The organism is Nocardioides sp. URHA0020 (assembly GCF_000620705.1).
Taxonomy (GTDB): Bacteria; Actinomycetota; Actinomycetes; order Propionibacteriales; family Nocardioidaceae; genus Nocardioides.
Window position 1 is genome coordinate 745,402 of the sequence record NZ_KK211166.1, and the last position, 23,600, is coordinate 769,001.

23 protein-coding genes and 1 tRNA gene are annotated in these 23,600 nt (G+C 71.3%); 7 read left to right on the plus strand and 17 right to left on the minus strand.

What is annotated here, in order from left to right:
• Positions 1 to 3: 3 nt before the first annotated feature.
• From N542_RS0108140 to N542_RS0108175, 8 genes are read right to left on the minus strand one after another with little or no spacing between them, the layout of a single operon-like run.
• On the minus strand, positions 4 to 1,041 hold the full coding sequence (locus tag N542_RS0108140) for an LLM class flavin-dependent oxidoreductase (RefSeq protein WP_028643504.1): 1,038 nt from the start codon (positions 1,039 to 1,041) through the stop codon (positions 4 to 6).
• Positions 1,042 to 1,051: 10 nt separating this feature from the next.
• Positions 1,052 to 2,401 (minus strand): LLM class flavin-dependent oxidoreductase, encoded by a 1,350-nt coding sequence (locus N542_RS0108145; protein ID WP_028643505.1) that lies wholly within the window; start codon positions 2,399 to 2,401, stop codon positions 1,052 to 1,054.
• A 26-nt stretch (positions 2,402 to 2,427) separates the two neighbouring features.
• Positions 2,428 to 3,252 (minus strand): ABC transporter ATP-binding protein, encoded by an 825-nt coding sequence (locus tag N542_RS0108150; protein ID WP_028643506.1) that lies wholly within the window; start codon positions 3,250 to 3,252, stop codon positions 2,428 to 2,430.
• A complete protein-coding gene (locus tag N542_RS0108155; RefSeq protein ID WP_028643507.1) occupies positions 3,249 to 4,127 on the minus strand; it encodes an ABC transporter ATP-binding protein in 879 nt (292 codons plus the stop codon). Before N542_RS0108155 ends, N542_RS0108150 begins: the two co-directional genes overlap by 4 nt.
• Positions 4,124 to 5,023: an ABC transporter permease gene (locus tag N542_RS0108160; protein ID WP_028643508.1), complete on the minus strand. Its 900-nt coding sequence runs from the start codon at positions 5,021 to 5,023 to the stop codon at positions 4,124 to 4,126. The genes N542_RS0108155 and N542_RS0108160 overlap by 4 nt, the downstream gene beginning before the upstream one ends.
• A 1-nt stretch (position 5,024) precedes the next feature.
• The gene (locus N542_RS0108165; RefSeq protein WP_036506703.1) at positions 5,025 to 6,026 is read right to left on the minus strand and encodes an ABC transporter permease; all 1,002 of its coding nucleotides are present in this window, start codon (positions 6,024 to 6,026) and stop codon (positions 5,025 to 5,027) included.
• A complete protein-coding gene (locus N542_RS0108170) occupies positions 6,026 to 7,567 on the minus strand; it encodes an ABC transporter substrate-binding protein (protein WP_036506705.1) in 1,542 nt (513 codons plus the stop codon). The genes N542_RS0108165 and N542_RS0108170 overlap by 1 nt, the downstream gene beginning before the upstream one ends.
• Positions 7,568 to 7,615: 48 nt before the next feature.
• Positions 7,616 to 8,977, minus strand: a complete 1,362-nt coding sequence (locus N542_RS0108175; protein WP_028643511.1) for an LLM class flavin-dependent oxidoreductase — start codon at positions 8,975 to 8,977, stop codon at positions 7,616 to 7,618.
• Between the two features lie 332 nt (positions 8,978 to 9,309).
• On the opposite strand from N542_RS0108175, the gene N542_RS23940 reads away from it, so the two are divergent.
• Positions 9,310 to 10,188: a LysR substrate-binding domain-containing protein gene (locus N542_RS23940; RefSeq protein WP_036506707.1), complete on the plus strand. Its 879-nt coding sequence runs from the start codon at positions 9,310 to 9,312 to the stop codon at positions 10,186 to 10,188.
• The gene (locus tag N542_RS0108190; RefSeq protein WP_081795063.1) at positions 10,188 to 10,724 is read left to right on the plus strand and encodes a cupin domain-containing protein; all 537 of its coding nucleotides are present in this window, start codon (positions 10,188 to 10,190) and stop codon (positions 10,722 to 10,724) included. The genes N542_RS23940 and N542_RS0108190 overlap by 1 nt, the downstream gene beginning before the upstream one ends.
• A 4-nt stretch (positions 10,725 to 10,728) precedes the next feature.
• Here N542_RS0108190 and N542_RS0108195 read toward each other — a convergent pair whose 3' ends face one another.
• Positions 10,729 to 11,058 carry a hypothetical protein gene (locus N542_RS0108195; RefSeq protein WP_028643513.1) on the minus strand — a complete coding sequence of 110 codons (330 nt, stop codon included), beginning with the start codon at positions 11,056 to 11,058 and terminating at the stop codon, positions 10,729 to 10,731.
• A 1-nt stretch (position 11,059) separates the two neighbouring features.
• Positions 11,060 to 11,350 (minus strand): YiaA/YiaB family inner membrane protein, encoded by a 291-nt coding sequence (locus tag N542_RS0108200; RefSeq protein WP_028643514.1) that lies wholly within the window; start codon positions 11,348 to 11,350, stop codon positions 11,060 to 11,062.
• Positions 11,351 to 11,424: 74 nt separating this feature from the next.
• Here N542_RS0108200 and macS point away from each other — a divergent pair, with 74 nt between their 5' ends.
• From macS to N542_RS0108220, 4 genes are all read left to right on the plus strand, one after another.
• Entirely contained in the window at positions 11,425 to 12,558 is a 1,134-nt protein-coding gene (gene macS / locus N542_RS0108205) for a MacS family sensor histidine kinase (protein WP_155992891.1), read from the plus strand.
• A gap of 10 nt (positions 12,559 to 12,568) precedes the next feature.
• Entirely contained in the window at positions 12,569 to 13,231 is a 663-nt protein-coding gene (locus N542_RS0108210; protein ID WP_028643516.1) for a response regulator, read from the plus strand.
• A gap of 161 nt (positions 13,232 to 13,392) precedes the next feature.
• The gene (locus N542_RS0108215; RefSeq protein WP_028643517.1) at positions 13,393 to 13,788 is read left to right on the plus strand and encodes an SHOCT domain-containing protein; all 396 of its coding nucleotides are present in this window, start codon (positions 13,393 to 13,395) and stop codon (positions 13,786 to 13,788) included.
• Between the two features lie 94 nt (positions 13,789 to 13,882).
• A complete protein-coding gene (locus N542_RS0108220) occupies positions 13,883 to 14,458 on the plus strand; it encodes a DUF1269 domain-containing protein (RefSeq protein ID WP_028643518.1) in 576 nt (191 codons plus the stop codon).
• A gap of 92 nt (positions 14,459 to 14,550) precedes the next feature.
• Here N542_RS0108220 and N542_RS0108225 read toward each other — a convergent pair whose 3' ends face one another.
• The 3 genes from N542_RS0108225 to N542_RS0108235 form a co-directional block, all read right to left on the minus strand.
• Positions 14,551 to 15,093 (minus strand): LURP-one-related/scramblase family protein, encoded by a 543-nt coding sequence (locus N542_RS0108225; protein WP_028643519.1) that lies wholly within the window; start codon positions 15,091 to 15,093, stop codon positions 14,551 to 14,553.
• Positions 15,094 to 15,742: 649 nt separating this feature from the next.
• Positions 15,743 to 15,815: transfer RNA gene (locus N542_RS0108230), tRNA-Thr, on the minus strand.
• Between the two features lie 206 nt (positions 15,816 to 16,021).
• Entirely contained in the window at positions 16,022 to 16,204 is a 183-nt protein-coding gene (locus N542_RS0108235; protein ID WP_028643520.1) for a hypothetical protein, read from the minus strand.
• A 132-nt stretch (positions 16,205 to 16,336) separates the two neighbouring features.
• On the opposite strand from N542_RS0108235, the gene N542_RS0108240 reads away from it, so the two are divergent.
• Positions 16,337 to 17,254 carry a LysR family transcriptional regulator gene (locus tag N542_RS0108240; protein WP_028643521.1) on the plus strand — a complete coding sequence of 306 codons (918 nt, stop codon included), beginning with the start codon at positions 16,337 to 16,339 and terminating at the stop codon, positions 17,252 to 17,254.
• 4 nt (positions 17,255 to 17,258) lie between these two features.
• Here the strand turns inward: N542_RS0108240 and N542_RS0108245 are convergent, their stop codons facing one another.
• From N542_RS0108245 to topA, 4 genes are all read right to left on the minus strand, one after another.
• A complete protein-coding gene (locus N542_RS0108245) occupies positions 17,259 to 18,803 on the minus strand; it encodes an alpha/beta hydrolase (protein ID WP_028643522.1) in 1,545 nt (514 codons plus the stop codon).
• Positions 18,800 to 19,954, minus strand: coding sequence for a DNA polymerase III subunit delta' (locus N542_RS0108250; protein ID WP_028643523.1), 1,155 nt, complete (start codon positions 19,952 to 19,954; stop codon positions 18,800 to 18,802). The genes N542_RS0108245 and N542_RS0108250 overlap by 4 nt, the downstream gene beginning before the upstream one ends.
• Positions 19,951 to 20,604, minus strand: coding sequence for a dTMP kinase (tmk, locus tag N542_RS0108255; RefSeq protein WP_028643524.1), 654 nt, complete (start codon positions 20,602 to 20,604; stop codon positions 19,951 to 19,953). The genes N542_RS0108250 and tmk overlap by 4 nt, the downstream gene beginning before the upstream one ends.
• A 122-nt stretch (positions 20,605 to 20,726) precedes the next feature.
• Positions 20,727 to 23,444 (minus strand): type I DNA topoisomerase, encoded by a 2,718-nt coding sequence (topA, locus tag N542_RS0108260; RefSeq protein ID WP_028643525.1) that lies wholly within the window; start codon positions 23,442 to 23,444, stop codon positions 20,727 to 20,729.
• Between the last annotated feature and the right edge of the window lie 156 nt (positions 23,445 to 23,600).

Sequence of the window (23,600 nt, forward strand, 5' to 3'; positions counted from 1 at the left end):
GCTTCACACTCCTGCGAGCTGACGCTCGGTCGCGGGCTGCCAGCCCAGGGCGGGTGCCACCTCGGTCGCGATCAGCTCGAGGGCCCGGATCGCGGCGTCGTGGTCGGGGACGGCGGGGTTGAACTGGGTGATCAGGTCGGTCGCGACCGGCAGCACCTGCTCGCGCTGCAGGGCGGCCACGATCTCGTCGGGGTGTCCGTAGAACGCGTGGAAGCGGCGCAGCGCGTCCTCGACGTCGACGACACCGGGCAGCCCGCGGGCGGCGGCCATCCGGGTCGCAGCGGCACTGACGTCGTCAGCGATCTGCGCGAGCGCCGTCCGTCGGTCCGCGGCCGGGAACACGAACCTGGAGAGCCCCACCCGGGGCCGACGCGGTCGCTGCCAGGCCCCGAGGAACTCGTCGGCCCACGGCCGCTGCACCTCGTCGGTGGGCGCGTCGTAGCCGTAGGCGGCGCGGTTGAGCAGCAGGTTGGAGCCCTCGCCGGCCGCGTACGCCGCACCCGGGCCGCTGAAGACCCCCTGCCAGATCCGGTCGCCGAAGCCGGCGGGCTCGGGCTGGATCCGGAAGCCGGGCGTGCCGACCTCCTCGGCGGCCAGTGCCTGGCGCAGCACGGCGAGGTTCTCGCTCGTCAGCTCCCGCTTGCGACCGAGGTCGCGACCGAAGGCGGCGTACTCGAGATCGCTGTAACCGCTGCCGACGCCGATCTCGACACGACCACCGCTGAGGGTGTCGACCACGGCGACGTCCTCCGCCAGCCGGACCGGGTCCTCGAGCGGCAGGATCGTGATCGCGGTGCCGAGCCGGATGCGGGTCGTCCGCGCCGCCGCGTGGGCGAGGAAGGTCCACGGTGACGAGAGGCCGCCGCCGCCGTCGGGCACGTGGTGCTGGGCGACCCACCCGACGTCGAAGCCGAGCTCCTCGGCGACGACGAAGAGCTCCTGGGCGTTGCGGTACGTCGTGGTCAGGTCGCTGCCGCGTCCCTGGACGTGGGTCAGGAAGCCCAGGCGGAAGCGGGGCTCCTCGGTGCTCTCGTTGCTCATCACGCCCTCCTCAGGCGCCCACGGCGCCGACGTACTCGCGCTCCTGGGTGTGGCGGTTGACCGGGATCGGCAGGCCGAGGTTGCCGCGCAGCGTGTCGGCCTCGTACTCGGTGCGGAAGAGACCGCGCTGCTGCAGGATCGGCACGACCGAGTCGACGAAGTAGTCGAGCTCCTCGTTGGTGCGGAAGGCCAGGTTGATGCCGTCGAACGTGCCGGCGTCGAACCAGGCCTGGATGCGGTCGGCCACCGTCGTCGGCGAGCCGACGAACGGGGACTGGCGGACCTCGGCCGCCGACTCCGCGACCTGGCGCAGCGTCAGGTTGCCCTCGCGGGCCCGCTCGATGATCTTCGTCGCGGCGGTCCGGCCGCCGCGCTGGGCCAGGGAGGCGACGTCCGGGAACGGCGCGTCGAGGTCGTGCTGGCTGAAGTCGTAGGCGCCGAAGGAGCGACCGAGCAGCGCCAGGTGCCGGTCGAGGTCGTTGTCCTCGGCGGCGATCTCGCGCTCGCGTCGCTGGGCCGCCTCGTCCGTCGGCGCGACGACCGGTCCACCATGGATGAAGACCTTGATGTGGTCGGGGTTGCGACCGTACGACGCCGTACGCCGCTTGATGTCCGCGTAGTACTCCTGCGCCGCCGCCAACGAGCCGCCGGGCGCGTAGATCCCCTCCGCCACCCGGGCAGCGAGGTCGCGACCCTCCTCCGAGACGCCCGCCTGGAAGATCACCGGCTGGCCCTGCGGGGAGCGCGAGACGTTGAGCGGACCCGCGACCTTGAAGTGCTCGCCGACGTGGTTGAGCTCGTGCAGCTTCGTCGGGTCGAGGAAGGTGTTGGCGGCCACGTCGGCCGGGAAGGCGTCGTCCTCGTAGGAGTCCCACAGCCCACGCGCGACCTCGACGAACTCCAGCGCCCGCCCGTAGCGGGTCGCGTAGTCGGCGTGCTCGTCCAGCCCGTAGTTGCGCGAGGTGCCGGTGTCGAAGCTGGTGACGACGTTCCACCCGGCCCGCCCGCCGCTGATCAGGTCGAGCGAGGCGAAGCGGCGGGCCAGGTTGAAGGGCGAGTTGTACGTCGAGCTCGCCGTGCCCACCAGTCCGACGTGGCGGGTGTGCGTGGCCACCGCCGAGAGCAGGGTCAGCGGCTCCAGGCGGTTGAGGTAGTGCGCGGGGTAGGTCGAGTTGATGAACTGGCTGTCGACGATGAAGAGCGCGTCGAAGAGGGCGTGCTCGGCAGCCTGCGCCTGCTGGATGTAGTAGTTGATGTCGATGCTCGCGTCCTTGGCGACACGCGGGTCCTTCCACAGGCCGTGCTGGCCGGGGCCGCCGACGCCGTACGGGTGGAGAGCGAGGTGGAGCTTGCGGGACATGCGGGGTCCTCTCGATCGGAAGTGGGTCAGACGCTGAGCAGCGCCCGGAGCTCCTCGCGCTCGGCGCGGGTGGCCGACGCTGCGCGGAGGGTGGGAGCAGAGCTGACGAGCAGGCGCGTGTAGGGGTGGTCGGGCTCGTTGATGACGGCGGCAGCGGCGCCCACCTCGACCAGCTCGCCCTGGTAGAGCACGGCGATCCGGTCGGCGATCCCGGCGACGGATCCGAGGTCGTGGGAGATGAAGACCAGCGCGACCCCCGAGCCGCGGAGCTCCTTGAGGATCTCGAGGACCTGCACCCGGTTGGCCGAGTCCAGCGCGCTGACCGGCTCGTCGAGGACGATCAGCCGCGGCTCGGTCACCAGCGCCCGGGCGACGGCGACCCGCTGCCGCTGGCCGCCGGAGATCTCGCCCGGCACCTTGGGGAGCAGGTCGGCCGAGAGGTGCACCCGGTCCAGGAAGGTCCGGGCCCGGGCCACCGCCTCGCGGCGCGACACGCCCTGGATCAGCAGCGGCTCGACCAAGGAGTCCTCGATCGTGAGGTCGGGGTCCAGGCTGCGCAACGGGTCCTGGAAGACGTACTGCACGACGCCACGGCGACGCAGCCGGCGCCACTGGCGCTCGCGGTAGCCGCTGACGTCCTCGCCGTCGATGACGATCCGGCCGCCCGAGCTCGGCACCAGGCCGAGCACCGCGCGCGCCAGGGTCGACTTGCCCGACCCGGTCTCGCCGATCAGCCCGACCGTCTCGCCGGCCGACACGTCGAGCGAGACGCCCTGGAGCGCCTGCCGACGCCGGCGACGCAGGCCGTAGTGGACGTCGAGGTCGCTGACCTGCAGGACGGGCGCGGTCATGACGCCTGCTCCTCGGGCACGTTCTTCCCCTTCACGAACCGGTGGAGGCCGTACTGCTCGTGCTCGTCGATGAGCAGACGGGTGTAGTCGTGCTCGGGGCGGTAGAGCACCTGCGAGGTGGGCCCGTGCTCGACGACCGCGCCGTCGCGCATCACCAGGACCTCCTCGCACAGCTGGGCGACGACCGCGAGGTCGTGGGAGACCACGACCAGTGCCAGCCCGGTGCTGTCGCGCAGGTCGGCGAGCAGGTCGAGGATCTCGGCCTGCACGGTCACGTCGAGGGCGGTGGTCGCCTCGTCCGCGATCAGCACCTGGGGGTCGGCCGCGCAGGCCGCGGCGATCAGGATCCTCTGCAGCATGCCGCCGGAGAGCTCGTGGGGGTACTGGCTGTAGACGAGCTCGGGCTGGCGCAGGTGCACCGCCTGGAGGAGCTCGATCGCACGGTGGCGGGCCTCACGCCGCTTGAGCCCCTTCTTCACCCGCAGCACCTCGGCGACCTGGGGGCCGACCTGGATCGACGGGTTCAGGTACGACGCGGGGTCCTGGAAGACGGCGCTGATCGTGCTGCCCCGCAGGGCCGTCCACTCACGGCTGCCGAGCGTCGAGATGTCGGCCCCGGCGATCTCGATGCTGCCGGAGGTGACGGCGAGGTTGGCCGGCAGGATGCCCAGCGCCGCCCGGCAGGTGAGGGTCTTGCCGCTCCCGGACTCCCCCACGACGCCCACGACCTTGCCGGGGGTCAGCTCGAGGCTGACGCCGTGCACGATCTCGGCGCCGGTGTGCGGGTTGCCGATGCGTACGTCGCGCAGACTCAGCACCGGGTCGACGGTGGGCGCCGGTCGTACGGCGGCGGGCTTCTCGGACAACAGGGTCATCGGGCACCTCCGGAGTGGGCGGTCGCGTTCTGGTCGGACGCGTCGTGCGCGGACCGCACGTCGCGCCGGTGGGTCACGAACGCCCGGCCGGCCTCGCCGGAGACGTCGCGGATCGTGTCGGCGAGCAGGTTGCTCGCCCAGACGGTGAGCATGATCAGGATCGCCGGGGCGAGCGGCGCCCACGGCTGGTAGTCGAGGTAGCCGAGGTCCGAGGCGAGCAGGCCACCCCAGGTCGGCGCCGGTGGCTGCACACCGATCCCGAGGAAGGTGAGGCTCGAGACGATGATGAAGCCGACGCCGATGGTCTGCGCCAGCGCGATCGCGATCGGCGGCAGCACCTTGGCCCACACGTGCCGGCGCACGACCCAGCCGACGGAGGCGCCGGAGATGATCGCGGCCTCGACGTACTGCGACCGCGCGACGGCGAGCGTCGCCGCCCGCGAGACGCGGTAGAAGAGCGGCGAGACCAGCACGCCGGTCACGAGCATCGCCTGGGTCAGGCCGTTGCCCAGCAGGGCCGTGACCGCGACCGCGAAGAGCAGGAACGGCAGCGCGACCAGGGTGTCGGCCAGGCGCAGCGTGCCCCACTCGAAGACCCGGCCGAGGTAGACGGACAGGATGCCCGGGACCGCGCCGACCCCGAGCGCCACGAGCGCCACCTCGAGCGAGGCCAGCACGCTGACCCGGGACCCGTCGAGCAGGCGGCTGAACGTGTCGCGGCCCAGGTAGTCGGTGCCCAGCCAGTGCGACCAGGACACGCTGGCCAGGGTGTTGTCGCTGGTGGCCAGCGGGTCCTGCGGCGCGAGCACCGGGCCCAGTGCGGCCAGCAGTGCGATCAGGACCAGCAGCCCGACCGCGATCCGGCCGGACGGCAGGGAGAGGACTCGGCGGACCACGTCACACCCCCCGCTGCGAGGCCGGCGTGACGCGGGCCAGCACGAGGTTCACGAGCAGGTTGAAGGAGACGACCATCAAGATCGAGACCACGAGCACTCCTTGGACGGCAGGGACGTCACCGGCCTGGGCCGAGTCGTTGGCGAAGCGGCCGAAGCCCTGGAGCCCGAAGATCCACTCCGTGACCACCGAGGCGCCGACCAGCGACGGGAACTTCAGGCCGAGCGTCGCCACCGCCGGCCCCATGGCGTTGCGGAGCACGTGGACGAAGAAGATCCGGCGCGCGCCGAGCCCCCGCACGAGCGCGCCGGAGACGTAGTTCTCGCGGTAGGCTGCGATCAGGCCGCTGCGCAGCTGGCGCGCGACGTCGGCGACCACGTCGAAGCTCAGGGCGACCGCGGGCAGCAGGATGTGCGAGAGCCACGGCGACACCCCGTCCGCGAGCGGGACGTAGCCCGCCGACGGGAACCAGCCCAGGCCGACCGCGAAGATCGTCACCAGCACGATGCCGACCACGAACGCCGGCATCACCGACACGATCGTCACGAAGCCGGTGATCGCCCGGTCGACCCACGTCGTACGCCGCAGGGCAGCCACCGTGCCGAGCACGAAGCCCGCCACGATGCCGATCCCCATCGCCAGCAGGGCGATGGAGAGGCTGACCCCGAGACCCAGCCCGATCAGGGTCGACACGTCGGCGCCGTTGACCCAGCTGGTGCCGAGGTCGCCGTGCAGCACGCCGGTGAACCAGGTCCAGTACTGCTCGAGGAACGGCTGGTCCAGCCCCCACTGGCTCTCGACGCGCGCGACCGCCTCGGGCGTCGCGTCCTCGCCGAGCTGGATGTGGGCCGGGCTGAGGCCGCTCAGCGAGCGCAGGGCGAAGGTCACGAACGTCGCCAGCAGGAAGACCGGGACGACGATCGCGACCGACTTCGTCACCGTCACCAGGGTGCGGACGGCGCCGTGCCGCACCCTGGCGACGGTGACCAAGGTGGCGACCGCCATCAGTCGTCCCCGATGGTCACGCCGGTCCAGTCGACGTGGCCGGGGATGGGAGTGAGGTCGGAGATCTTCTTGGTCTTGGTGAAGAGGTTCGGCGAGGAGTAGGTGAAGACGAGCGCGCCGCTCTTCAGGCCGGCCCGGGTCGCCGCCTGCAGGACCTGGGGGTAGTCGGCCGCGTCCAGCGGCGTCTGCCGCACCTTGGCGACGGCTGCCTCGAAACCGGCGGGCTCGTACGGCGTGCTCAGGTTCAGCGGGCCGTCCGGGCCGAAGTGGGCCGTGAGCGTCTGGACCGCAGAGTCACGACCGGTGGTGCCGTAGAGCGAGAGCGTCAGGTCCTTGGCGAAGAACGGGGTGGCCCAGTTCTTGTCGACCTTGATGTTCACCTTGATGCCGACGGCACCGAGCTGGGACTGGACGATCTCCGCCTCGGGCGTGGCCGCGGGGATCACCAGGTCGAGCTTGACCTGACCTTGCTTGTAGCCCGCCTCGGTGAGCAGCTGCTTGGCCTTCTCCGGGTCGTAGGGGTAGGGGTCCTCCGACTGCGGGTCGTAGGCGACGTACTCCTTCGGGAAGGGCTGGTCGGTGACCGCGCCGTACCCGAAGGTCAGCTTGTCGACGAACTCCTGGCGGTCGACCGCGTAGCGCACGGCGTCGACGACCTTCGGGTCGGTGAAGGGCTTCTTGTTCACGTTGATGCTGATGTTGGAGGCGTTGAAGCCGGGCTGGACGAAGACGTCGAGCCCGGCCTTCTTGGCCGCCCCCGCCTGGCTCGGGTCGAGGTCGGCGAAGTTGTAGACCCCCGTCTTCAGGCCGTTGACGACCGTCGAGGCGTCGGGGGCCGAGACCAGCTCCACCTTGTCGATGTGGATGTTCTTCGCGTCCCAGTAGTCGGGGTTCTTCTCGAGCACGGCCTTGGTGCCGGGCACCAGCTGGGTGATGGTGAAGGGACCCGCGCCGATCGGCGCCTGGTCGAGCTTCTCCGGGTCGGCGGCGGCCCGGGGACTGGCCACCTGCAGCACGCGCTCGCCGAGGAGCTGCGGGATCTGGTAGTCGACCTGGCTCAGGTCGAGGACCACGTCGAGACCGTCGGCGGTGACCGTCTTGATGGACGTCAGGTCACCGAAGAGCGCCGAGTTCTTCTGCTTCTGCGCCCGCTCGATCGCGTCCTTGATCGCGGTGCCGTCGACCGGCGTCCCGTCGGTGAACTTCAGGCCCTTGCGGAGGTGGAAGGTGACCTGGTCCCCGGCCGCGTTGTAGTCCCAGCTCTCGGCCAGGTCCGGGACGGCCTTGCCGTCCTTGTCGGTGCGCGTCAGCGAGGCGTAGACGAGGGCGAGCTGGCGGAACTGGGCGCCGCTGCCCGAGACCACCGGGTCCCAGTGGGTGGGGAAGTAGGACGAGGCCCACTTCAGGGTGGCGTCGCCACCGCTGGCCCCCGAGGCGCTGCTGTCACCGCCGCACGCGGCGAGGGTGGTCGAGAGCGAGAGGGCGAGCACGGCGCCGAGTGCTGCGCCGCGGAGACGGTGGGTGGTGTGTCGCAGGGACATGATGAGTCTTTCTGTGGAAGCCGAGATGGAGGTGGGTGCGGAGGGAGCTCAGGAGACGAGCACGGGCTCGTCCTGGGGTGCGGCCGCGCGCGCCGCGGTGTAGCGGTTCTCGGGCTCGGGGAGGCCGAGGTTGCCGCGCAGGGTGGTCGACTCGTACTCGCTGCGCACGACACCGCGCTCGCGCAGGATCGGGAGCACCCGGTCGGTGAAGAGCGCGAACTCGCTCGCGGCGTTGACCGAGATGCTGATGCCGTCGAACGCGCCGGCGTCGTACCAGGTCTGGATGGCGTCGGCGACCGTCGCGGGCGAGCCGACGAACGGCGAGCTCCACGACTGGCTGAACCGCTCGACGACCTGGCGCAGCGTCAGGCCCTCGTCGCGGGCCAGCTTGGTGATCGCGTTGGCCTGGGTGCGGAAGCTGCGCTCGCCCGCGTCACCGACGTCGGGGAAGGCGGCGTCCAGGTCGTACTGGCTGAAGTCGTGCCAGCCGAACGGCCGGCCCAGCTCCTTGAGGCCGCGCTCGAAGCTCTTGCTGCCCAGGATCGCGTCCTGCTTGGCCCGAGCCTCCTCGTCGGTCTCGCCGATGATCGGGAAGATGCCCGGCATGATCAGGACGTGGTCGGGGTTGCGGCCCTTGGCCGCGGCCCGCTCTCGCAGCTCGGTGCGGAAGGCCTGCGCCTGCTCCAGGGTGGCGGCGTGGGTGAAGATCGCGTCGGCGATCTCGGCGCCCAGGTCCCGGCCTTCCTCGGAGTCACCGGCCTGGAAGATCACCGGGTGCGCCTGCGGTGAGCGCTCCAGGTTGAGCGGCCCGACGACCGAGAAGTGCTCGCCCCGGTGGTCGAGCGTGTGCAGCTTGGTCGGGTCCAGGAAGACCCCGGTCTCCTTGTCGCGCGGGAGGGCGTCGGCCTCGTAGGAGTCCCACAGGCCCTGCGACACCCGCACGTGCTCGAGCGCCCGGCCGTACCTCGTCGGGTAGTCGAAGTGCTCGTCGCGGCTGTAGTTGCCGGCCGTGCCCGCGTCACCGCTGGTGACGACGTTCCAGCCGGCCCGCCCCCGGCTGATGTGGTCGAGCGAGGCGAACCGCCGCGCCAGGTTGAAGGGCGAGTTGTACGACGTGGTCGCGGTGCCCACCAGCCCGATGTGGTGGGTCTGCAGGGCGAGGGCCGAGAGCAGCGTGAGCGGCTCCAGCCGGCTGAGGTAGTGGTGCGGGGAGTCGGGGGTGATGAACTGGCTGTCGACGATGAAGACCAGGTCGAACTTGGCCGCCTCGGCCTCCTGGGCCCGGGCGACGTACCAGTCGACGTCGACGCTCGCGTCGGCCGGGATCTCGGGGTCGAGCCAGGTGCGGTGCTGGCCGGGCCCTCCGACGCCGAGCAGGATCGCGCCGAGCTTGAGGGTGCGACGGGACATGGGGATACCTCTCTGGGTATGACGGCTGGGCGCCGCGGCAGGGTGCCGGGCGCGGGCGACGGACGGGCGACGGACTCGAAGCGAGAGGTCCGGCGTCGGGAGCGGGAGAAGGTCAGGCGGTCGTCAGGTGCGAGTGCTCAGCAGCCGCGACAGCCGGTGGCTCCGTGACGCGCGAGGTCGAGCCACCGACGACAGACCAGCATCAGGCGCTGGTGCGTGGTGTGCTGGTCCATGGTCACAAGCATGATGGCGGCTTCCCGGGAGTGTCCAACGATGTTTCATGATGGCGATCGATCATCAACTGTGATGCTTAGTCTAGTAGCCTACTAGACATGAACCACATACTGGACATCGCGCCGCTGCGCAGCCTGGTCGCGGTCGCCGATCGCGGCGGCTTCCAGCGGGCCGCGACGTCCCTCCACCTCAGCCAGGGCGCCGTGAGCCAGCACGTACGGCGACTGGAGGCCGCGGTCGGCCGGCCCCTGGTGGAGCGGGTCGGTCGGGGCTCGCAGTTCACCCCCGACGGCGAGCAGCTGCTCAGCCATGCCCGCCGCATCCTGGCGACCCACGACGAGGCGCTGCGCAGCTTCGGCGTCGAGACCGAGGAGACGCTGGTCATCGGCTCGACCGAGCACGCCGCCGCGCAGCTGCTGCCCTACCTGGCGGCGGCGCTGGAGGAGACGCTGCCCGACCACAACGTGCGCTTCCGCATCGACCGCGGCACGGCGCTGCGCGAAGGCGTCGCGGCGGGTCGGCTCGACCTCGCCCTGCTGCTCGGTCCCGCGGAGGACCCGCGCGCCACCCCGGTCGGTGAGCTGGAGCTCACCTGGTACGCCGCCCCGGGATGGAGCCGGCCGCCCGATCCCCTGCCCCTGGTGGCCTTTGACGCACCCTGCGCCCTGAGGAGCCGAGCGCTCGAGACGCTCTCGGAGGCCGGCGTCGCGGCCGTGGTGGGGGCCGAGGCCAACCAGCTGGCCGGCGTGCACGCCGCCGTCAGCGCCGGTCTCGGCGTCGCCCTGATGGCGACGCTCGGCCAGACTCCCTCGGGCGTCGAGTCCCGTGCCGACCTCCCGCGAGCGCACCCGCTGCCGCTGGCGGTCTGGGCGCGCGAGGGGCTCGGCGCCGACATCGCGTCACTGGCCGCCGCAGCCCTGCAACGCCTGCTCACCGACCCGCAGATCACCGACCTCACGTACGCCGAAGGAGCCTGATGTCCACCTCACCCCAGCCGAAGCACGTGCCTGCCGGCTCCACCGACTCCGAGCTGGTCCGTACGCCGAGCGGCGTGCTGGTGCCGGCGGTGATCGACCCCTTCCACCGGGCCCTGCACCGGGTCGCGCCCAGCGGCCTGATCGGCCAGACCACCCAGACCGCCGGCATGAGGCGGCTGGAGGCGATCAGCGGCAAGACGGTGGGCGCTCACCATCTCTGGATGGGCCAGACCCACGTGCCGGCGTCGACCGCGTCGGCCAACCACCACCACGGCGCCTCGGAGACCGCGATCTACGTGGTCTCGGGCAACCCGGCGTTCGTCTTCCTCGACGTCGACGGCGAGGAGCCGACGGAGACCCGGATCGAGGCGGGGCCCGGCGACTACATCTTCGTGCCGCCGTACGTGCCGCACCGCGAGGAGAACCCGGACCCGGACGTCGAGGCCGTCGTGGTCATCGCCCGCACGACCCAGGAGGCGATCGTGGTCAACCTCGACGGCCTCGACTGGTCGGGCGTGGACCTCGGCACGACCTGACCGGTCAGTCGACGCGGTGCCAGCCGGCGGGGACGTGGAGGTTGTCGTTGAGGCAGTCCTCCTCGTCGCCGCTGCCGTGCCGGATCAGGGTCCAGCCGCGCTTGTCGCAGTTGTAGGCCATCGGCCGGTTGCCGAGCGGGTCCCAGGTCACACCGGTCGGCAGGGTGGCGTCGACGGGGTAGCACGCGCTGCCGGCCGGCGCCTCACCGTGCGAGCACACCCACTCGTCGCCCATCGGGTCGACGACGTAGAGGAACGCCAGCCCGAGGAGGGGTGCGGCGACGACTCCGGCGACGACCAGCGCGGCCACGAGGATCCAGCGGTTGCGCGTCACGTCAGCCGACCTCCTTGAACGGGTTGTGGTCGGCGAGGATCCGGTCGACACGCGCCTGGTCGAGGCGGGACACGACGTACTGGCTCTCCTGGGCGTCGCGGACGCACTTGGCCAGCGCGAAGGACGAGGTCGTCAGGAAGAGGGTGCCGAGGGCGAGGAAGGCCTTGGGCCAGGGGTCGGCGGGGAGGTAGAAGATGGCGACCATCATGGTCAGCAGCGCGATGCCGAAGGCGAGCGCCGACTGGGCGAAGAAGGCGGTGGTGTTCTTGGCGGCGGGGGTCGGGGTGTCCATGACCGGGAGTCTGGTCGCGGCGCCCACCGCCTGACATCAGCACGGATACTCAGCTTGCTGCGAGACTGCGCCGTGTGAGCTCGTGGACGTCCTCTGCCTCGATCGCCGTCAAGGACCGGATGTTCCGGGCGCTCGCGGCCCTGCGCATCGTCGTCCTCGTCAACTCCGTCGCCCTGAACCTCTACCGCATCGACGAGTTCACCCGACCGGTCGCCGCCGTGGTCTGCCTGTCGGTGATGGTCGCGTGGACCGCCTTCACCACGTGGGCGTACGCCGACCAGGCCCGCCGCGGCTTCCCGCTCCTGGCCGCCGACCTGGCGGTGGCGCTGGCGCTCCTGCTGCTCACGCCCTGGGTCAAGGGTCCGGACTTCAGCACCAGCCTGCCGGGCTTCTGGGTGATGGGCGCCCTCTTCGCGTGGGCGGTGCAGTACCGGCTGGTGGGCGGGCTGGTGGCCGGCGTCCTGCTCGCCGCGGCCGACCTCCTGCGCCAGGACATCATCGACTCCTCCGACTACGGCAACACCTTCCTGCTGGTGATCGGCGGGACGATCGTCGGCTTCATGTGCGACTCCCTGCAGCAGATGGCCACCGAGCGCGACGTGGCCGAGCGCTCCGCGGCGATGGCGGCCGAACGTGCTCGGCTGGCTCGCGCCGTCCACGACGGCGTGCTCCAGGTCCTGGCCCTCGTGCAGCGCCGCGGCCGGGAGCTGGGCGGCGCGGCCGCCGAGCTGGGCCGGCTGGCAGGGGAGCAGGAGCGTGAGCTGCGGGGCCTGATCCACGCGCAGGAGGCCGTGGAGACCGTTGGCGGCGGCGAGACCGTGGACCTGGTCGCGGAGCTGGCCCGGCTCGAGCGACAGTCGGTCACGGTGGCGACGCCGGGCTCCCCGGTCGAGGTCCCGGCCGGTACGGCGTACGAGCTCGCGGCCGTGACGCGGGCCTGCCTCGACAACGTGCGGGTGCACGTGGGCGAGGACGCGGGGGCCTGGGTGCTGCTGCAGGCCTTCCCGGACCGGCTCGAGCTGTCGGTGCGCGACGACGGGCCCGGCATCGCGGACGGTCGGCTCGAGGAGGCGGCGGCGCAGGGCCGGCTCGGGGTCAGCGAGTCGATCCGTGGGCGGATCGCGGACCTCGGCGGCACCGCCGAGCTGGTGACGGGATCGTTCGGGACCGAGTGGGAGTTCGTCGTACCGCGCACGGAGAGGTCTTAGGGTCGTCGCCATGAGCGACTCCGAGGCGCCGATCCGGGTGATGGTCGTCGACGACCACCCGCTGTGGCGCGACGCCGTCGAGCGCGACCTGGCCGCGGCCGGCCTAGACGTGGTCGCCGTGGCCTCCGACGGACGCTCCGCGCTGGCCCGCTTCCCGGCCGCCCGGCCGCAGGTGGTCGTGCTCGACCTGCAGATCCCGGAGCCTGACGGCGTCGCGGTCACCGCCGAGATGGTGCAGGTGGACCCGTCGGTGCGGGTGCTCATCCTGTCCGCGTCCGGCGAGCACGCCGACGTCCTCGCGGCGGTGAAGGCAGGTGCCACGGGCTACCTGGTGAAGTCGGCGTCCCGCGAGGAGCTGCTGAGCGCCGTCCGACGCGTGGCGCACGGCGACCCGGTCTTCACGCCGGGCCTGGCGGGGCTGGTGCTCGGCGAGTTCCAGCGGATGTCGGACGCCCCCGAGCCCGGGCCGCCGGACACCGGGCTGACCGAGCGCGAGACCGAGGTGCTGAAGATGGTCGCCAAGGGCCTGTCCTACCGGCAGATCGCCGAGCGCCTCGTGCTCTCCCACCGCACCGTGCAGAACCACGTCCAGAACACGCTGCGCAAGCTGCAGCTGCACAACCGCGTCGAGCTCACCCGCTTCGCCATCGAGCACGGACTCGACGCCGAGTAGGTGGCGGTGACCCGGGGAGGCGACGTCCCCGACGCCTCGCGCCAGTGAGTCCGGGCAGGAAGACCCCACCCTGTCGCGGGTGAGGTGGAGCAACCCCTCGGCCTGCCACACTCCAGCCACATCCCGGGCGCGACACGCCCCATCTGCGGAAGAGGTACGCCATGGACTCCATGACCAACGACTTCGGAGAGGTTCTCCTCTGGTCGTTCTGGTTCTTCATCTGGATCGCCGCACTCATGGTGTGGTTCCGGTGCCTGTTCGACCTGTTCGGCGACCACACGCTGAGCGGGTGGGGCAAGGCCGGATGGGCGATCCTGCTCATCTTCGTCCCCTGGGTCGGCGCGCTGATCTACCTGATCGCGCGGGGTCGCAGCATGACCGAGCGGCAGATGGCGAAGGCGGCAGAGCTGCAGGCCGCGCAGGCGGACTACGTCCGGGAGGTGGCCGGCACCTCGAACTCCGCCGCCGACCAGATCGCCACCGCCAAGGCCCTGCTCGACTCGGGAGCCATCGACCAGTCCGAGTTCGACACCCTGAAGGCCAAGGCGCTGGTCTGAGGGCCTGCCACGCCGCCCACCCCTACCCGGTGGAGCTGCCCCACCACACGCTCGCCGAGCGTGGGTACCACCCTGGCGAAGGAGCCGCACCATCATGTCTGACGAGTCCACCACCTCCGACCTCGAGGTCACCGCTGCCGCCGTCTCGGACGGCGCCTACTCCCTGATTGTCGCCGACTTCAGCGACACCGACATGGCTTGGGAGGCGTACGAGGCACTCAAGTCCGTCGAGGACGGCCGCACCGTCGAGATCGAGGGCGTCGTGGTCGTGAAGCGGTCCGCCGAGGGCACGCTCGAGATCCTCAAGGCGACCGACCACAGCACGAAGTCGGGTCTCACGTGGGGCCTGGTCGGAGGGATCGCGCTCGGCGTCGTCTTCCCGCCCTCGATCCTCGGCAGCGCCGCTGTCGTGGGCTCCGCCGGCGCCCTTGCCGGCAAGCTGCGCCAGCGCCACCACCACGCCGAGCTCGAGCAGCAGCTCGAGCTCGCGATCCCGCCCGGGCACTCCGGCCTGCTCGCCCTGGTCTCCGACCCCGGCGCGGTCCGGATCCGCCAGGCGCTCGAGCGTGCGGATGCGATCGTCGAGTCCGCCATCGACAAGGTCGAGGCCGACGACATCAAGGCCGCCGCCAAGGAGGCCGAGCGGACCGAGGCGAGCTCCGGCAGCTGACCGGGGCCCCCCGCAGCCGAGGTGCGCGCGGCTGCGGGGTCGCCTCATCCGGCGACGGCCGAGATCTGGTGAGGGGGCCCGGGTCGGCAGGATCAGCCGAGATCGTGCGACAACGAGTCCACCACGACGGCGATCGCCAGCATCAGGGCCGGGTTCTCGCCGGGGCTGATCTCCACACCGTACGTGTCGGCGATCCGGAACCACTTCTTCGAGACCTCGGCGATCTTGTCACCGCCCCGGCTGATCTTGTACTCGTGGTCGACGATGTTGCCCTGGACATCGAGGTCCTCGCCGTTGACCACATCGACCTTGTAGCGGTCCCGCAGGGGCGAGATCATCGCCTTCTTCACGGTGGCGAGGGTCTCGCCGGCGGCGTCCTCGATCGACATCGTGTCGCGGATCGAGAGCTTGCGCTCCTGGATCTTCATCAGCTCGTGACCGGAGGCGTCCTCGATGAGCAGCGTCTTGCGGATCCGCAGCGCCTTGCCGTTGACCTTGAACGCCCGCTCGCCGTGCTCGTCCTCGATCCAGTAGTCATCTCCGATCGAGACGAGCTTCTCCCGCATCCGGTACGTCGTGCTCCCGCGGCCGCCGCGGTCGTCTCGGCGGTCCTGTCGTCGATCCCTGAGTCCCATAGGGACAACCTCGTGCACCTGAGCCCTGCTGTGATCGCCTGATCCGGGTGAGCAGCACGCAGGATGCGCTCCGCGGTCGATGTTGCAGGAATCGAATGGGCCAGATCGGTGACCGAGGACCGTCGCTAACCGATTCGGGTAACCCTCAACAGCGGGAAACTTACTCGCCCCGGCTGACGACGGCGCCTCGTCCTCTCAAAGGGGGGAGGGCGGGGCGTCCCCCACGTCCGGACCTCGCCATCACGCGGTCGTGAGCGCACCCGACGACAGCCGCGGCGCTGCGCAACGGAAGTCGCCCATGTGGAGGATGAGCCACCGGGCCTCCGGCGGTACGTTGGGAGCCGGCGCGCCTCCGTCCTCATTCCCCCGTGGGAGACGGAGGCGCGTCCTGTGAGCTCGGTGTCAATAGTCGAAAGACGTCGTGTTCGAATCCCGCAGCGAGGCGTAGCGTTCCGCGCACGGCCCCTCGCGGGCCGGACGATGGACGCCGGTCGACGAGCTCCTGGTGGGGGAACCAGGTTCGTTCGGGGGACGACGGACGTGGGTTGGTCCGACCGAGACGCTGCCGGCCCGAGATGGCGGCGAGGACGTCGGCACCTGGAGAACGGCCCCTGGCCTGCAGTGCTGCAGGTCAGGGGCCGTTCGACGGAGCCGCCTGTCAGAATCGAACTGACGACCTTCTCATTACGAGTGAGATGCTCTACCGACTGAGCTAAGGCGGCGTGCTGCCCCGGGCGACTGCGAGCGGTCCCCGGGCAACGCCGGGAAGTATACGGAGCGCCGACCTCGGTCGCGAAACCGGCGTCGCCCCCGCCGCTCGGACCCGAAATGCACGATGCCCGGATCGCACAGATCCGGGCATTGCGGGCCCCGTCCGGACGACGAACGCGACGACGTCGTACGGCGGGCAGCGTGGGTGAGCCGGGGCTCAGGCGGCGAGCGCGACCTTCGAGGTCGACACGCTCTTCTTGCCGGTCACCAGGCTCTGGTCGGCGCCGCACCAGCAGGTGAAGGCGACGACGATGCCGTGGTCGGTGTTGGTCATCGCGGTGACCATGCTCGGGAAGATGAGCTGGCGCTTCTCGCACGCGGTGCACTGGTGGTCGAACATGGGGGGACCTCCCTCTCGATGGCCTTGGACGCTTCGTCCGAGCGTCTCCGAGTTCCATGGTTCAACATCTGTATCCATAGGGGTAGCCTTTCTTTCCTTCGGAAACCACAGGCCTCCCCTATGGTTGTGACCGTGCTCTCCCTCCACCAGCTGACCTGCTTCCTCGCGACGTACGAACAGGGCTCGCTGACCGCGGCCGCCGAGGAGCTGGGCTACGCGCAGCCGTCGGTCTCCGAGCAGATCCGGTCCCTGGAGAAGTCCCTCGGCGTCCAGCTCTTCCGCCGGGTCGGGCGCGGCGTCGTGCCCACCACGGTCGCCGACACCCTGCGACCGCACGCCGAGCGGGTGCTCGCCGCGGTGGAGGAGGCGCAGCAGTCGGTGCAGCGGGTGAAGAGCCTCGAGACCGGCACGATCCGGTTCGGCATGTTCGGCACGGCTCGGCTGTACGCCGGCGCGGGGCTCGTCGCCGACGTGCTGTCGCGCTATCCCGGCGTGCGCGTGGAGCTGATCGGGCAGAACTCGATGGACGTGCAGGAGGACCTGCGCCGGGGCCGGCTGGAGGCGGCCATGATCGCCGTGCCGTCGGTCAACAGCGAGGGGCTCGAGGTCACGCCGATCGCGCGCGACGAGCTCGTCTACATCAGCCGCGACCCGGCGCGGCTGGAGACACCGGTGACCGCGCACCGGCTCGCGCTCGCGTCGCTGGTGATGCCGGAGACGACCTGGCGCGCCGACGACTCGACCCGCAAGGTGCTGCGCCAGATGCTGCACGAGACCGGCCGCAACCCGCAGACCCGGATCGAGGTCGAGGACGTCGAGACCGCGGTGGAGCTGGTCGGCATGGGCTACGCCGACTCGGTGGTCCCGAAGGGCGCGGCCCTGCAGCTCCTCCCCCGGCTCGCGCCGGGCGCCGGGTGGGCCTCACTGCGACCGCGGCAGTACGACACGTTCGCGATCGTGCACCGCGCCGGCGCCACGCTGTCCATCGCCGCGCAGCTGATGATCGAGCTCGCGACCGCCCGGATCCGCGCCATCGCCGACCCGCTGTGAGCCGTCAGCAGGAGAGCCCGTCGTCGGGCACGGTGCCGGCCAGGTAGTAGGCGTCGACGGCCCGGTCGACGCACTTGTTGCCCTCCGTGTAGCCGGTGTGACCGTCACCGTCGCGACTGACCAGGACGCCCGAGTCGAGCTCCGCGGCGAGGCTCTTGGCCCAGACGTACGGCGTCGCCGGGTCGCGCGTCGTCCCGATCACCACGATCGGGGCCGCGCCCGTGGCGGTGATCGTGCGGGCCGGCTCGGTCGACCTCGCCTGCATGCCGCCGCAGCTGGTCTGCCCCCAGGCGAAGACGGTGCCGAAGGTCGGGGACGCCTGCTCGAAGTCCGAGAGGCTGGCCGGGACCTTCGCGGCCGGGATCGCCCACGGGTCGTCGAGGCAGCTGATGGCGTAGAAGGCCTCGCTGCCGTTGTCGGTGTAGCCGTTGCGGCCGCGTCCCGAGTAGATGTCGGAGAAGGACAGCAGGGTCGACCCGTCGCCGTCGAACGCCTGCTGCAGCCCCATCGTCAGCGCCGACCAGGAGTCGCGGCTGTAGAGCGGCAGCACCGTGCCGTAGAAGGCGTTGCCGACCTCGAGCCGGCGGTCGCCGGCGGGGATCGGCTGCTCGTCGACGTCCTCGAAGAACCGCTGCATCCGCGCGAGCCCGGCGTCGAGGCTGTCGCCGAGGAAGCAGTCCCCGCCGTCCACGCAGTCCTGGACGTAGGCGCGCAGCGCCGTCTCGAAGCCGCCGGCCTGCCCGAGGCTGAGGTCGCGCGAGCTCAGGGCGACGTCGATGGCACCGTCGAGGACCATCCGGCCGACCCGGTCGGGGAAGAGGTCGGCGTACGTCGCGCCGAGCTTGGTGCCGTAGGAGGCGCCGTAGTACGTCATCTCCGACTCGCCGAGAGCGGCCCGCAGCACGTCCATGTCACGGGCGGCCTCGACGGTGGTGATGTGGGAGGCGAGCTCACCGGACCTCTCGACGCAGCCCCGCCCGAGCTCGTCGGCGAAGCCCACGTAGGTGGCCACCTCGGCCGGGGTGTCCGGGTCGGGGTCCTGCGCGATGTAGGCGTCGAGGTCGCTGTCGGAGAGGCAGTCGACCGGGTCGCTGTCGCCGGTGCCGCGCGGGTCGAAGCCCACCACGTCGTAGGCATCGCTGACCTCGGGCGAGAAGACGAGTCCGGAGCGCGCGTAGTCGGTGCCGGCCGCCCCGGGCCCGCCCGGGTTGACCACGACGGACCCGATCCGCTTGTCGGGGTCGCCGGCCGGGACCTTGAGCACCTCGAGCGCGATCCGGCGACCGGCCGGCTTGCGGTAGTCGAGCGGCACCTCGAGGCGGCTGCACAGCGCGCCGGAGCGGCACGGCTCCCAGGCCAGGCGCTGCGAGTAGTAGGCGGCGAGCGCCGGGGTGGGGGCGTCGGTCGCCCCGGGACCGGGCGTGGTCGTGGGGACCGGCGGCGGCGCGGGCGAGGTGGCGTCACTGCCCCCGAGCACCGCGAGCGCGGCGACCCCGATGCCGGTGATCGCGAGCATGACCACGAGGACGAGCGCGACGATGCGGGTCATCCGGTCCGCACCTCCGGCGCGACCAGCGCCAGCATCATCGACTCCAGGGCGAGCGCGGGTTGCACGTTGAACTCCAGCATCTGCTCGCGGGCCTCGAAGACGGCGGCGATCCGACGCAGCTGGGCCTCCGGCGTGCCGGTGCGGGCCAGCAGCTCGATGTCGCCCCGGATCTCCTCGTTGACCAGTGTGCCGGGTGCCCCCGCGGAGACCGCGATCGCGTCGCGGTAGACCGAGACCAGGTCCATCAGGCCGCGGTCGACGACGTCGAGGTGCCGACGCTTCGCGCGGGTCTTCTGGTCCTTCTCCATGTCGCGCAGGACCGGGGCGTACTCCCGGGGCCGACGGCCGCGCTCCACCACGCCGTACGCCGCGTCGAGGTCGGCCTTGTCGCGCGCGTCGAGCTCGGAGGTGATCGCGTCGGCCTCCTGCTTCGCGACGTCGTTGAGCGTGGTCGCGCGGGTCATGCAGGCGCCGAGCGAGGTGAGCTGGGCGGGGATCGCCACCACCTCGCGGCGCCGGTTGCGGGTGTCCTCGTCGCGCGCGAGCGCCCGGGCGCGGCCGATGTGACCCTGGCTGGCCCGGGCGGCGTACGAGGCCAGCGCCTCGTTGACGCCGGCGGTGCGGACCAGGAAGTCGGCGACCGCCTCGGCGGTCGGGGTCGTGAGCGTGATCAGCCGGCAGCGCGAGCGGATCGTGGGGAGCACGTCGTCGACGGTGGGCGTGCAGAGCATCCACACGGTGCGCTCGGCCGGCTCCTCGATCGCCTTGAGCAGCGCGTTGCAGGCGCCCTCGGTCAGCCGGTCGGCGTCCTCGATGATCACGATCTGCCAGCGCGGGCCGACCGGGCTGAGCGCGGAGCGCCGGACGAGGTCGCGCACCTCCTTGATGCCGATCGAGAGCCGTTCGGTGCGGATCACGGAGACGTCGGCGTGCGAGCCGGCGAGCACGGTGTGGCAGGCGTGGCAGGTGCCGCAGCCGGCGGGGTCCTCCGCGCACTGCAGCGCCGCGGCGAATGCGACCGCGGCGTTGGACCGCCCCGATCCGGGCGGCCCGGTGAAGAGGAAGGCATGGCTCATGCCGTGCCCGGCAGCCGCCGCCTGCAGCGCCTCGACGGCCCTGCGCTGGCCCACCAGGTCGTCCCAGACGCTCATCGGCGCACCGCCTGCGCGAGGAGCGGGCCGACCCGGTCGCGGACCTGCGCGGCGATCTCGTCGATGTCGGCGCGGGCGTCGAGGACCAGGTAGTGCTCCGGGTCGGCCTGCGCCATCGCGACGAACGCCGCACGCACGCGCTCGTGGAACTCCACCGACTCGCCCTCGATGCGGTCGCGCCCGGCGAACCGGCTCAAGCCGTGCCGCGGGTCGAGGTCGAGCACGACGGTGAGGTGGGGACGCAGGTCGTGGGTGGCCCACCGCGCGACGTGCTCCACCTCCTCGACCAGCAGGGACCGGCCGGCGCCCTGGTAGGCCAGCGTGGAGTCGACGTAGCGGTCGGTGATCACGACGTCACCGCGACCGAGGGCGGGCACCACGACGGTGTCGACGTGCTCGGCCTTGTCGGCGGCGTAGAGCAGGGTCTCGGTGCGGTCGGCGAGCTGACCGGTCTCGGGGCTGAGCACGATCCGGCGCAGCTCGCGGCCGACGATCGTGTCACCGGGCTCGAAGGTGAGGAGCACGGCGTACCCCTGCTCCTGGAGCCAGTCGCGCAGGATCCCGGACTGGGTCGACTTGCCCGACCCCTCGCCACCCTCGAAGCACACGAAGACCCCGGTGTCGGCGTACGTGCCGGGCCAGGTGCTCATCTCGGGGTCCCCGCGGAGGCGTGGGCGAAGCGAGCGGCTTCGAGGGGTGGGGTCACGGCGTACAGAGTAGGCGGCGCTGCCGACCTCGCCCCGCCGACGCCCGCTCCCGGGCCGACGCGACGTCAGGCCTTCTTGGCGGCAGCCTTCTTGGTGGTCTTCTTCGCGGCCGTCTTCTTCGCCGTCGTCTTCGTGGCAGCAGCCTTCTTGGCGGGCGCCTTCTTCGCGCCCTTCTTGGCCGCCTTCTTGGCGGGACCCTTGGCCCGGCGCTCGGCGAGCAGCTCGGCGGCCCGCTCGAGGGTGAGCGCCTCGATCGAGTCGTCCTTGCGGAGCGTGGCGTTGTACTCCCCGTCGGTGACGTACTCGCCGAAGCGACCCGCCTTGACCACGACCGGCTGGCCGGAGACGGGGTCGTTGCCGAGCTCCTTGAGCGGCGGGGCCGCGGCGGCGCGGCCGCGCTGCTTGGGCTGGGCGTAGATCCGCAGCGCCTCGTCGAGGGTGATCGTCAGCAGCTGGTCCTCGGAGGTCAGCGACCGGGAGTCGGTGCCCTTCTTGAGGTACGGGCCGTAGCGGCCGTTCTGCGCGGTGATCTCCTCGCCGGACTCGGGGTCGGCGCCGACGACGCGCGGGAGCGACAGCAGCTTGAGCGCGTCCTCGAGGGTGATCGTGTCGAGCGACATCGACTTGAAGAGCGAGCCCGTGCGCGGTCGGTCGTTCTTCTTCGCGTCCTCGGGCAGCACCTCGGTGACGTAGGCGCCGTACCGACCGTTCTTCGCCACGATCTGGAGGCCGGAGTCCGGGTGCACCCCGAGCTCGATCTCCTCGCCCGCCGGGTTGGCCAGCAGCTCCTTGGCCTTCTCGAGCGTGAGCTCGTCCGGCGGCAGGTCGTCGGGCACGTTGGCACGCACGGCGAACGGCGTGCCCTCGTCGTCGGGACCCTCGAGGTAGGGGCCGTAGCGGCCGACGCGGAGGTTGATGCCGTTCTCCGGCACGCCGACCGGGAAGGTCGCCAGCTCGCGCGCGTCGATGTCGCCGAGCCCGTCGACGAGCGGCTTGAGACCGGTCACGGTGTCGGAGCCGTAGTAGAACTCCGAGAGCTCGGTGCTGCGGTCCTTACGACCGCCCGCGATCTCGTCGAGGATGTCCTCCATCCCGGCGGTGAACTCGTAGGACACCTGCCGCGGGAAGTGCTCCTCGAGGAGCCGGATGACCGAGAAGGCCAGCCAGGCGGGCACCAGCGCGGTGCCCTTCTTGTAGACGTAGCCGCGGTTGATGATCGTGCCGATGATCGAGGCGTACGTCGAGGGACGCCCGATCTCGCGGTCCTCGAGCTCCTTGATGAGCGAGGCCTCGGTGTAGCGGGCCGGCGGCTTCGTCTCGTGGCCGTTGGCGCCGAGCGAGGCGGCCGAGACCGGGTCGCCCTCGTGCAGGTCGGGCAGCGGCACCTGGTCGTCGTCGCTGCGCTTGCCGCCCTCGGTCCCCTCGACGTACGCCTTGAGGAACCCGTGGAAGGTGATCACGCGACCGGACGCACCGAAGACCACGTCGCGCCCGTCGGCGGCGGCGCCACCGAGGCGCACCGTGACCGACTGGCCGACCGCGTCCTTCATCTGCGAGGCGACGGTGCGCATCCAGATCAGCTCGTAGAGCCGGAACTGCTCGCCGGTCAGGCCCGTCTGCGCCGGCGTGCGGAAGGTCTCGCCGGCCGGACGGATCGCCTCGTGCGCCTCCTGGGCGTTCTTGACCTTGCTGGCGTACGTGCGGGGGGCGTCGGTCAGGTACTCCGCGCCGTACAGCTCGCGCACCTGCGCCCGGGCCGCGCCGACGGCGCCACCGGACAGCGTGGTCGAGTCGGTGCGCATGTAGGTGATGAAGCCGTTCTCGTACAGCCGCTGCGCGACCGACATCGCCGCCGACGTGGTCATCCCGAGCTTGCGGCTGGCCTCCTGCTGGAGCGTGGTCGTGCGGAACGGCGCGTACGGCGAGCGCCGGTAGGGCTTGGCCTCCACCGAGCGGACGTCGAACGTCGTGTCGCCGAGCGCCGCGACCAGCGCCTCGGCGCCGGTGCGGTCGAGGTGGACCCGCTCGCCCTTCTTGCTCTTGAGCAGCCCGTCGGGGCCGAAGTCCGAGCCGCCGGCGACCCGGCCGCCGTCGATGGAGTAGAGCTTGGCCGGGAACATCCGGGGCTCCTTGGAGGCGCCGGCGTCGAAGGTGCCCTCGAGGTCCCAGTACGACGCCGCCCGGAACGCCATCCGCTCGCGCTCCTTGGCGACCACCAGGCGGGTGGCCACGGACTGCACGCGTCCGGCGGAGAGGCCGGACATGACCTTCTTCCACAGGACGGGGCTGACCTCGTAGCCGTAGAGGCGGTCGAGGATGCGCCGCGCCTCCTGCGCCTCGACCAGGTCCATGTCGAGCTCGCGCGGGTTGTCGGCGGCCTCGAGGATGGCGGCCTTGGTGATCTCGTGGAAGACCATCCGCTTGACCGGGATGCCCGCCTTGGGCTTCAGCTCGTCGAGGAGGTGCCAGGCGATCGCCTCGCCCTCGCGGTCCTCATCGGTGGCGAGGTAGAGCTCGTCGGCGTCCTTGAGCAGGCCCTTGAGCTTGGAGATGTGGGCCTTCTTGTCGCGCGGCACCACGTAGTAGGGCTCGAAGCCGTTGTCGACGTCGACCGCGAGGCGACCCCACGGCTTGTCCTTGATCTTCGCCGGGGTGTCCGCCGCGTTGTTCGGGAGGTCGCGGATGTGGCCGATGGAGGACTCGACGACGTACCCCGAGCCGAGGTACCCGCCGATCGTGCGGGCCTTCGCCGGAGACTCGACGATCACCAACTTGTGTGCCACGTGTGACTTCTCTCTGCTCCCTGCCGGCTTGCGGAGCGCCCATGAGGGCTCCCGGCCGAACACGGTAGCGCGTGCCGCGCCATCCCCATTCCCGGCCGTTCTCCCGAAAGACGCCCCACGACCTTCCGATCAGTGGTCTAGTCGCTCCTGCCAAGA